This is a genomic window from Bacillus sp. MUM 116, assembly GCF_001866655.1.
Taxonomy (GTDB): domain Bacteria; phylum Bacillota; class Bacilli; order Bacillales; family Cytobacillaceae; genus Neobacillus.
On record NZ_MLYR01000121.1, the window covers coordinates 37,536 to 48,661 of the forward strand.

An 11,126-nucleotide genomic window follows, 5' to 3' on the forward strand; every position below is an offset into this window, starting at 1 on the left:
CCCCTTTGTTTATAAAATGGACCACAAGATTTCTGTATTTATTCCCCACACACAGCAGCTTCAATTTTGATTATCGGTGTAATATCCTGATGCCTGAAACCTTGAACCTGCTTCACACGTTTAAAAAATTTAAAGAAGCGCTCATTAGGATAGGCCTTTTCTTTGTATTCTTGAACAATCCTCTCAACCAAGCCGACTATTTTCTCAGGTGCAATCCCCTCCGCAACGATTTGGCCGGGGTGGGCACTTCTTCCGACTGTCTTTGCTCCTAAAAATAAATCAAATGCTCCTTTTCTGTATACAAGGCCTATATCTTCTTTTACTGCTCCGTAACAAGCCATGCCGCAGCCGTTCACTCCTAGCTTTAGTTCCTTTGGAAGTTCCATTCCCCCAAGCTTTTCATACAATTCCTCGGCATAGGGAATTGCATCCTTCTTTTCTCCGTCACAAAAATCGCAGGCTTTTACTGTTAAGACATCCCCAATCGAGGATATTAAAAAGTTGGCTTCCTCTAATTTCTGCACAATTTCTTTGGGCTGTGAGGTCAAAATTTGTAATTTGATATAATGTTCTGGTGTGTATTCCATCACACCATCTTCCCCTACGATTTCTGATAGAGTAACCATCTGTTTTGGTGTAAATTTTTTATTTGCGACACCCGGACTCACTGACAGTTCAAAAATAGACTGAATGGTCTGATTAACAATATGAGAAAAGCTCTCACTTACCCCAGTGATCATTTGTAGTGCTTCCTCTGCCAATTCTCTAGGGGTTTCTTTGACAGCCTGGGAAACCGCATCTTTCTTTTTTGGTTGTACATCATCTGTTTGCTCCAATGCCCATGGTTCAGCTTCCTTTTTCAGGCGCTGATGCGGTTTTAACGATTGAACAGCTTTATTTAATGTATATTTCCGTTGATAACCACGCGGAGTAATCATTAAGCCATCATAGAAAAAGGTGGAGGAGTTTCCGATTAACACGGTTGTTAACATCCCAATTTCATGGTCCAGCATGTCTTGTAAATTGGTCATGACAATATTTTGACTGTCACGGTACGCACTTTTTACCAATCCTACCGGAGTTTCCGGGGAGCGATATTTTAGGAGAATTTTTTGCGCTTCGACAATTTGTCTAGTTCTTCTCCCGCTTTTCGGATTGTAAAGCGCGATTACAAAATCGGCTTGTGCTGCCGCTTCAATTCTTTTCTCGATTAAATTCCACGGCGTTAAATGGTCACTTAAACTAATGGTACAAGCATCATGCATGACCGGTGCTCCTAATAAAGCTGCACAGGAATTGATAGCGGAAATACCAGGTATGACTTCAACTTCCACTCCTGAATCCTTTTTCCATCCTTTTTCAATTAACACTTCATAAACAAGACCTGCCATTCCATAAACACCGGCATCCCCACTTGAAATCACGGCTATCTTCTTGCCCTGTTCTGCCTGTTTGACTGCTTCTTGTGCCCGACTCACTTCTTCCGTCATTCCGGTACTTATAATTTGCTGCCCTTTCAGCAACCCATTGATCAAATCTACATACGTTTTATATCCTATGATAATATCGCTTTCCTGTATCGCTACTCTTGCCCGTTCGGTAATATGTTTGTAGTCTCCAGGACCAAAACCGATGACCAACAATTTCCCTTTCATCCTGATACTCCTCCTTCCTCAATATCCAAACTCATTTAACAGGCTTTTTTTCAGGCTTTAATATTCCTTCAACACATTCCGTTTTCTCCGGATGTTTAAATCCTATCCCATCAAATTGATAAATGATTTGATCTTGCAACAAAGTACCTCCTAATAAGTGTTGCTGAACAATTCTACTACCTATTTCCGGAGTAACTTCCTTATACCAGGTTCCTTCCGGATAAACTATTGCTACAGGAGCATCCTTGCATCTTCCATTACACCTTGTTCTGGTTGTATGTATGTATCCGTCCAAATCTAGATTGTTAATCTCATTGCGAATGGCAAGCGTTGCTTCCTCTCCTCCTTTACGCATACAGCTGCTGCCATTACAGATGAGTACATGGTGTTTCGTTCCATTTAAATTCCAGGTTGTCATAAAACACTCTCCTTTTTTTTTGCAAAAAAACACCCCTATGAAAATAGGGGTGCAGAGTAAATACACACTAAAATGCAGAATAGTTGTATTCTTCAGCACTACTACCTATATTCCCGTAGGTTTCATGGAGCAAATAGGATAAGGCAGGTCTCCTGACTCAGGTTCATCATTCCATTGCGTCTTCCCGAAAAATTCAGTGACATTTGCAAATGAAACTCCTCATAACAGTGGCGGGTACCGTGACGGATTTTAACCGTACTTCCCTTTTAAACGCTTTATTAGCGTACCTTTTCCTACTACTATTCAATTTTATAAAAATAAAAAATCCGCTCAACTAGTATTGAACGGATAAAACGTTAGCGGGTGCAAAGTAAAAATGCCTAAGCATACTTTTGTCGCAAACGTCTCATCTTCTCAACCCCCGAAGAAATCGAAACTTTGATAGCTAAGACAGGTCTCCTGACTCGTGTATCCTCCTACTTTAGGCCCTTCCCGTATTGGCATACAGTGGGTTAGCCTATTTCGTCCACACTTACAGTTGCGGGGACAGTTCCGGATTCTACCGGATTCCCTATTAAGCCCAAGGGCATCTTAACTATTAGTAGCAAAATAGATAAAATTTTTAATTGACTATTTATTGACAAACTTTATGATAGACTATCAATCATCGTATATCAAGTTTTTTTGAAACTTTTTTAGCATAATTTTCTCAAAATAGATAGATTATCCTATCATCCTAGTTGGAACCTATATTATCCTGGCAAGTTTTATTTAGGCATATATATAGTGAATTTTTGAAAAGAAGGAATTACTTTGAAGTATTTTTATCATGATTTTCCTGGAAGATAAGTTTTTCAATTTGTAACATTGCGGAAAGGATATGGAGAAATGCTTCTTGCATTGTAGAACTTTTTGAATGTTTTTCAAAGTAGAAGGGTATGTGTATGGCTATTTCTTTCGTTGCCTCATAATCAAAATGGTAAAAGTCGACTATTGGTGAGTGTAAACCATCCCCTAATGTGATTAACGTCCCCATCATAATTTCCCCTTTTTCGGGCGGAATCGCAAGCGGGTCACACACAAGAACATCAAACGTTTTTTCTGTTAAAATATCAACAACAACAAAGAAACGGTCATTATATTTATAGCCGACATAGTAGAATTTAGGAAACACCTTCCAAGAGACTTTTAACCACGATATGATGGCAGGACACTTGCTAAATCTTATATAGTTTTCAGCCAAATAATCCGCCATGCAGCTTTCACTAAAATTCTGACAGGAATCGTACAGGATTCGCCACCAAAATAAATTGTGAAGTAAGATGTCCTTTTTCTCTTCCCTCGTTTCATGTTCTTCAACAAATTCCTCTAAAATCGGTGCAAACACATGAAAATATCGCTTCAGTGCATAGTTCATAAAATCTCTAAAAATCTCCATCAATTCATGCCTTAACTCATCCGAAACGGGATAATCCGGCCGAAAATTTTTTGTGTTGGTTACAGATTGTACAAAGTCTACAACCTTATCAACAGTTTCTTTAACTTCTATCATTCAATTCCATCCTTTCATTTAAAAATTTCTTTTAAATCCACACTGAATCCTTCTAAGAATTTGGACGTTACAACCCCACTCTCTGTTTTTATATCATGCTGCTCATACATTTCTTTTCATTAAGGAAATAAACCGTTACGAAATTAAGCATCGGATAAACAATCCAATACTCATGCCACCATAATTCATATAAAGATTATCGCGAATTTTAAAATAATCCTCTATAGCTATAGAATCATTCCGATATAGCATGATTATCCTCTCCTTTTACTTTCTGGAAAAGATGGTTTGCACATCTTGTTAATTTGCTTCAAGATAAAGATGAATTTTGTGCTGACGATTGAAATCAGAAGAAATAGATGGAATAATAGTGGATTATTAAATGGGTAATAACCTGAAGGAAGCATGTAAGATTTCTGATTCATTATAACATTCTATTTTCCAAAATAGTAAAGTCTTTAAAGAGTTTTCACAAATCTGTAAAATTCCATTTTATTTATATTATGGACTTGTAGTGAATAGAGGGAAATTATATTGTAATTGATTTTTAAAAAAATCTATGTTTCATTAGTATGTGAGATTCAATATAAATTAAAGGATGAAATACAATGATTTTACAGTTAAAGGTTACATTAAAAAATACAAAACCGCCGGTGTGGCGAAGAATAGAAGTGCATAGTAATACAACATTCCAACAACTCCATCATATTTTACAAGCAGCTTTTGATTGGTCAGATTACCATTTACATTGTTTTGAAATTCGCAGAACCAATCAAGAAACAATAAGATCCAATTATCCAACCATTGGCCCTTTAGATCAAGATTATGATTTGGATAACTATGACTATAATGAAAATAATGTTAAATTGAATGATTGGTTGAAGACTGAAAAAGATAAAGTGGTTTACATCTATGATTTTGGCGATGATTGGCAGCATGAAATTGTCCTTGAAAAAATTCTTTCTCCAGAGTCAGGCATATCTTATCCAAGATGCATTAAGGTAATGCGAGAAGCACCGGAGGAAGATTCAGGAGGTTTCGATGAAGTCAATGAATCATATGATAACACGGAAATTATGGAAAGAATAAATTCCCGTCTATCAGATGATTCTCCTGAACTTACAGAATCTCAATATTCCCATTGGCCTGAACTTTTGGCACTGGCGAATGAATTCAAGGCACTTCAGCCTTGGAAATGGGTAAATGATGATCAAATTTTTGCTGTGGAAGATCCTAGTAGTGGAGAATATGTATTTTGTTCTGTGATGGGCGGCGGCGGAGTAGAATTTGGGATTGCAGCCTTTATTGACCATGATGGACTAAAATATCTAAATAAATTGGTTACGCAAGAAATCGATGAAAGTACCTATCTTGAACAAAGAAGTCTTCTTCTAAGCTTTAACGATCGATCTGACCTTACTTCTGAGGACCTTGATCTGTTAAAAGCACATGGTTTGTCTTATCGCGGTAAACGACAATGGCCACAGTTCCGAAGCTTTAAACCGGGGTATTTACCATGGATGTTAGATGAGGAAGAGGTAAAATTGTTTGTGACCGTGCTTAAACAAGCTATTGAAGTTTGCAAACTGGCATTAAATGATCACGAACTTCTTTCATGGAAGTTGGATACGTTTTTTACCCGCATGTTAAACGAGGATTCTAGAGTTTGGGAAAATTCAGAAGTTGAACTAATATATTCAGAAGATAAAAGGGATATTCCCCTGCTTGTTGATCAACTTGAATTGCAGCGTGCGCGTAAAATTTCCAAAAGGTTCAATGTCCCGATAGAATTTGATGTCTCTTTTGGACCAACACCGATTCAGGAGAATAGTGAGGAACGACCTTATTTTCCCCATCTAGTTCTTTGTTTGGAAAGACATCGTGGACTAATTATCTACCAGGAATTTCTTAAGAATGATCAAAAAGATGCAGCAATTCAACAATCATTGCTGTCTTTAATCCAAAACTTAAACGCAATTCCAAGGGAACTTTGGATTAAGGAAGAACTCCAGCCAATTCTTCAGCAGCTTGCATCAAAACTAAGGATTAAACTTATAGGAGTCAAAAATCTGCGTTATCTTGAGGAAGCACGCAGAGAAATGTTCGCACATTTTAGAAGCCTCTAGGTTGAAACTAACTGTCCGACTCCATTCTTTAAGAACAAGTAAATTGTTACAAAAAAGACCGAGCATGCTGGAACATGTTCGGTCTTGCTATAGATGGTTCCCTCAACGGGAGATCGGCTAGTAAGGGAAGTAATCCGCATTGGACTGGATCAATCAAGTACCACAAAAAGTCCGATAAGGAAGGTTTGATGGAGCTGGTAATTTGCAGTACTCTTCCTGTTCAGGAGAATGTACAAATGGTTTTGAAAGAACATTAAGCAGTTTTTTTATCACACTCAAGTCTCCCTCATTTACAGCAGCTTCAAGGGCCTCTTCCACCCGATGATTCCGTGGAATGACAGCAGGATTGGTGTTCCGCATCAACTCAAGAGAAGATTCTTTTGATTCATCCTGCCTTCCTAATCTCGCTTGCCACAGCTCATGCCACTTGGTAAATTCAGGAGTTCCGTAAAGAGGTGTATCCTCCATCTTATCGAGTGTTAATCCACGGAAGGTATTTGTATAATCAGCACGATATTTTAACATGGTATTAAGCAGTTCCTCCACAAGAGCTGCATCCTCTTTCTCTTCATTAAATATTCCTAATTTTGCTCTCATTCCCTCAAGCCAATTTTTCTGATACTTATTCATATAACCGGATATTGCATCCTGAGCGATTTCAACGGCCTCTTCTTCATCATCATGCAAGAGTGGCAACAAGGTTTCAGCAAATCGCGCAAGGTTCCAACCGGCAATGTAAGGCTGATTGCCATAGGCGTATCGACCTTGGACGTCAATGGAGCTGAACACCGTTTCCGGGTCATACGTATCCATAAAGGCGCAGGGGCCATAATCAATTGTTTCACCACTTATTGTCATATTGTCCGTGTTCATTACACCATGGATAAAACCAACCAGCTGCCATTTCACCACAAGCGCTGCCTGACGATTGATTACCTCTTGAAGCAGGGAAAGATAACGATTTTCACCATTTTCAATTTCCTGATAATGGCGTTTAATTGCATAATCAGCCAGGATTCGGAGCTCTTCCACCGTTCCCCATTTGGCAACATACTGAAACGTGCCGACACGGATATGGCTGGCAGCAACCCGGGTCAGTATCGCTCCAGGAAGGTACGTTTCGCGAGCAATTTTTTCACCGGTTTCCACTACTGCTAAACTGCGGGTGGTCGGAATTCCAAGTGCATCCATCGCTTCACTGACGATGTATTCTCGGAGCATCGGTCCAAGTGCCGCACGGCCATCCCCTCCACGTGAATAGTGCGTTCTGCCGGAACCCTTGAGTTGTATATCATAACGATCCCCTTGAGGAGTTATTTGTTCCCCAAGGAGCAACGCCCTGCCATCACCTAACATGGTAAAATGTCCAAATTGGTGCCCGGCATATGCTTGCGCAATTGGGGAACCACCTTTAGGAATCCGGTTACCGGCCAGAACTTCTACACCTTCTACGGTTTGAAGTTCCTCGACGTTCAACCCAAGAGATTTCGCCAACAGACTATTAAGAATAATTAAATTGGGCGAACGAACCGGGTTTAGATTTTGACTGGTAAAAAATGATTTTGGCAGCCTGGCATAACTATTATCAAAGTTCCATCCTGTTTGATTTTGATTTGTCATGGTAACTCCTTTTTATTTTGTTCTTTTGCGATTCACCGATAAATGTTGCAGATTCGCTGATAAACGTCGTAAAACCTCTAATAAAATCTTCTTTACACATTTTTAAGACGAATCTTTCAAGAAACAATAATCTCCTTATTATTTTAACATTTTTATTGTCCGCTAGAGGAAATTCAATATACCTTATCGTTCCTACTTAGTTTGCTTTTTGAATAACAAATAGGAATAAAGGTAAACACTCACCACTCCTATAACTAATGCGGCAAAAAATAGCTGCATACCGATAGAACCAAGGAAACTTGCAATAAGAGATATTAGGCCGACGATGACAAATACATATCCACCAACTCGATGCGTTTTTTTCCACACATATTCTGAGGCAAGGGTCCATGGCGTGCGAAAGCCAATGAAATAATTATGACGAATTTGTGCCATGTAATTACCAAGCACAATGAAAAGAACGCCGAATAAAAGTGGAGATACCTTGTTAAACGGTACATGATAGCCAAGCCCACTTGCAATCGCAGACAGGTTCAAACAGGATAAAACCAAAATAATCACCATAGTGCTTATAGTGTAAGCATTTTTGTGCTTTTTATAGGATTCCTTTTTTGGATCAATATTGGGTAAATAATTAAGAAAAAAGAATAAAACAATCGGTAATATACCAAGACCGACAAGTTCCAGCTTAGAACCATAGCGATTAACATCACCGTTAATCCCCCAATGAACAGGTACTTTGTCCGGCAAATGTGGGTAGGCCAAAATATTCAACAACAAAGTAATGATGGCGATACCCATAGTTATAAAAAAAAGTTTATTTTTTCTCACAATATTTCTCCCCTTTAACTTTTTTTTTCTAAAAGCCACTTAATAACATCCTGTAAAATCGTGGAGTTCAATGAGTAAACCACGAACTGGCCCTTTTTTTCATCCAAAACCAGTCCTGCTGATTTTAGGATTTTTAAATGGTTGCTGATGGAAGGCTTGCTTATATCGAATTGATCGGCAATTTCCCCGGCTGTTAAATCCTGCTCCTTTAATAAATCAAGTATTTTTCGTCTCGTTGGATCTGCCAACGCCTTAAAAACTTCGTTCATCATAGCCCCTTCTTTAACATTTAGTTAATTATCTAAATATATAATACCATATTTTTCAAAAAGAAAAAGACCAAAATTGGCCTTTTCGTTAATTTAACGCTCCCGATTCACAAGATAATTCAATAAATGCTTCAAAAAAGAGATATTGCGCGGAATTTCATCCATTGCTTCCACGGCAAGACAGTAGTGCTCCCACATCGCCTTTCGGGCAGCTTCCAAGCCTAGAATGGTCACAAAAGTCGAACGGTTGTTTTCAGCATCTTTTCCGATAGGTTTTCCAATAAATGTAACATCCCCTTCCACATCCAGCAGGTCATCTTTAATCTGAAAAGCTATGCCGGCATGACTGGCATATTTTTTCAATGCAGCCATTTCAATCTCGTCCACTTGGGCAAGAATCGCAGGCATAAGAAGGGAGGCCTCAAAGGCGATTCCGGTTTTATAAAAACACATTGTATTCAATTGTTCTAATGTCAATACTTTCCCTTTTGACTCCAAATCCATCGCCTGCCCCATACACATTAGCTCTGTCACTTGGGAAGAATATTGAATCATCTTTAGCACTGTTTTCGCATCAAACTTCTCAAGAGAAGCTTGTTCCCTAGTCGCCTTTTGAGTCAGAAAAAGTCCGGTTAATTCTGCGATGGCAATATTAAAAGTCTTATGCAGCGTCGGACTCCCCCTGCGGATGGACGCATTATCCTGTGATGGCAGATCATCAAAAATAAGTGAAGCCGTATGCATATATTCGAGCGATTTTAGCAGTGGAACGATGGCCTGGGGATTGAAACCATAAGTGTTCACTCCCATGAACCAAGTAATGATGGGTCTCAACCGCTTTCCATTCCCCACAAGGCTATAATTTGCTGCCTCGATGATGGGCGCGTCTAACTCGATTTTAGAAATAGCTAAACTATTGTTAATCTGATTGCGTATAGTTTCAATCGTATATGAAAATTCTTCTTGTTCTTTGCGATTATTTTTCAAAATTGTAATGACATGGTCACGAAGCAGTTTATCAAAGAAATCGACTTCATTCGCTTTTCGGACCATCTTTTGAATCAGATGATTGAATTTAGGCATTCCAGAAGCGAACAACTTCATCACTTCTTTATATTTTTCAACACCCATTCGTTTCTTGAAGCGTTTCAGACCATTAATGGCACGATCAAGAATCACCTCACAGGCTTTAGAATCCGAATGGTACACGTTATGAATCAAATTGGCAATTACCGTCCAGTATAATTCAAACGGGTTAATCAAGTCTTTACGCTGTTTATGATATTTTAAATAATAAGTATAGGGGGTTACAGCTCCCTCCTCCCAATCATCGAACATATCAGCAAAATCATCAGCCAGCTGATTGTATATACCATAATAAAAAGTCCTGTTGTCAAAACCCTTATCCTCAGGTGCATTAATGACCGACCGGGCAATCAATCGTGAAAAGGAAGACTTTAAAATGATTGGGAGATAAAGTTCTTCATTTGTATAGGTTGGATTGGATAGATTCTTTTCACGGTCCACTTCCTGCGCATGAAAAAACACGTAGGATTGTTCAAAAAAACTGTCACTTGTTTGAGGGTTCTGATGAGCCTTTATATACTCAAAGGCTACGCGAAGTTCTGAATGAACATAACGTACCAAATCCCCGTTTGCTCCAATCCATTTCCCTACTTCCGGTACGGTACCGGTCAACAGGGTAGTACGGATGAGATTGGAATATTGCTTTTTTTCATCATCGGATAAGACTTTGGCATCAAGTAAATCATCAATAAAGGGGTAGGTTAACCCATAAGAAAACCCCAGCCGGACAGCTTCATCCAGTTTACACGCTCGTTCCTCAAATGTAATCTCTTTATCCATCTCCTCCATCACGTGCATGACGACTCCGCCAATGATTTTAATCAGTTTCCTCTGTGCATGGTCGGCATCCATCCCTTTTGGAAGGTTGGAAGATACGATTTTTAGTTTGTTTATCAACCAGATAATAGTGGATTCAATGCCCTCTTTCTGGCTCCAACGATACATTCCGGCTAAACTAAATGTCTCCGTTTTGCTCGGCTGCCTTAGATGACTTTTTAGGTTGTTCACTATCTGAGAAATCCTTTTTTTGGTTTCAGAAGAATCCAAGGCTTTACCTAAATCACGCATATAAATATAAGAGATGCTGCGATCCAAATAAGGTTCTAGTTTCCCGGCATAATCCAGCCAGCGAATATGATTGTAATACCCAGTTGTTCTATTTTTACCTGTGAAATAAGAGAGAAATGGAAAACGATGAATATGGTTGTGTTTCCATGAATGAATGTCTTTTGTTAATGCAGAAACAAACGTCTTTTGCCGGACTTGACTAGACAGTGATTTAAAATATTCCGCAGCTTTCTCTTCTGCTTGCATATAGCACGCGGTGGCATCATGGATTAATTCCTTATTCATCGTAAACATTCCCTCTGCTTTATTTTTATTTCTAAAAATTCTTTAATTATACAAAATTTCCTTTAAAAACTATTAAAATATATTTATATATAATCTAAAAATAGCAAATTTATACGTTATTCGTTATTAGAAAATTTAAAAGACCTGTTCATTCCCACATAATGGAACAGGTCTTTTAAATTTATTTTTTTATCACAAGTTTTAACGGTGCAGGTA

At 38.6% G+C, this 11,126-nt stretch carries 8 protein-coding genes and 2 riboswitches; of the genes, 1 reads left to right on the plus strand and 7 read right to left on the minus strand.

Annotation, left to right across the window (positions count from 1 at the left end):
• Window positions 1-38: 38 nt before the first annotated feature.
• From cobJ to BIV60_RS24640, 3 genes are all read right to left on the minus strand, one after another.
• The gene (gene cobJ / locus BIV60_RS24630; protein ID WP_071358345.1) at window positions 39-1,655 is read right to left on the minus strand and encodes a precorrin-3B C(17)-methyltransferase; all 1,617 of its coding nucleotides are present in this window, start codon (window positions 1,653-1,655) and stop codon (window positions 39-41) included.
• A 31-nt stretch (window positions 1,656-1,686) separates the two neighbouring features.
• Entirely contained in the window at window positions 1,687-2,073 is a 387-nt protein-coding gene (locus tag BIV60_RS24635) for a (2Fe-2S) ferredoxin domain-containing protein (protein ID WP_071358346.1), read from the minus strand.
• Between the two features lie 125 nt (window positions 2,074-2,198).
• A riboswitch (cobalamin riboswitch) is annotated at window positions 2,199-2,379 on the minus strand.
• Window positions 2,380-2,505: 126 nt separating this feature from the next.
• Window positions 2,506-2,682: riboswitch (cobalamin riboswitch) on the minus strand.
• A gap of 199 nt (window positions 2,683-2,881) precedes the next feature.
• On the minus strand, window positions 2,882-3,625 hold the full coding sequence (locus BIV60_RS24640; RefSeq protein ID WP_071358347.1) for a hypothetical protein: 744 nt from the start codon (window positions 3,623-3,625) through the stop codon (window positions 2,882-2,884).
• A gap of 608 nt (window positions 3,626-4,233) precedes the next feature.
• On the opposite strand from BIV60_RS24640, the gene BIV60_RS24645 reads away from it, so the two are divergent.
• A complete protein-coding gene (locus BIV60_RS24645; RefSeq protein WP_071358348.1) occupies window positions 4,234-5,751 on the plus strand; it encodes a plasmid pRiA4b ORF-3 family protein in 1,518 nt (505 codons plus the stop codon).
• Window positions 5,752-5,904: 153 nt separating this feature from the next.
• Here BIV60_RS24645 and BIV60_RS24650 read toward each other — a convergent pair whose 3' ends face one another.
• The 4 genes from BIV60_RS24650 to BIV60_RS24665 all read right to left on the minus strand — a co-directional run bounded on the left by BIV60_RS24650 (window position 5,905) and on the right by BIV60_RS24665 (window position 10,919).
• A complete protein-coding gene (locus BIV60_RS24650; RefSeq protein ID WP_071358349.1) occupies window positions 5,905-7,371 on the minus strand; it encodes a protein adenylyltransferase SelO in 1,467 nt (488 codons plus the stop codon).
• A 192-nt stretch (window positions 7,372-7,563) separates the two neighbouring features.
• Window positions 7,564-8,241, minus strand: coding sequence for an SdpI family protein (locus BIV60_RS24655; RefSeq protein WP_083402439.1), 678 nt, complete (start codon window positions 8,239-8,241; stop codon window positions 7,564-7,566).
• Entirely contained in the window at window positions 8,217-8,471 is a 255-nt protein-coding gene (locus BIV60_RS24660) for an autorepressor SdpR family transcription factor (protein ID WP_071358350.1), read from the minus strand. Before BIV60_RS24660 ends, BIV60_RS24655 begins: the two co-directional genes overlap by 25 nt.
• Window positions 8,472-8,564: 93 nt before the next feature.
• Window positions 8,565-10,919: a polyprenyl synthetase family protein gene (locus tag BIV60_RS24665; RefSeq protein WP_071358351.1), complete on the minus strand. Its 2,355-nt coding sequence runs from the start codon at window positions 10,917-10,919 to the stop codon at window positions 8,565-8,567.
• Between the last annotated feature and the right edge of the window lie 207 nt (window positions 10,920-11,126).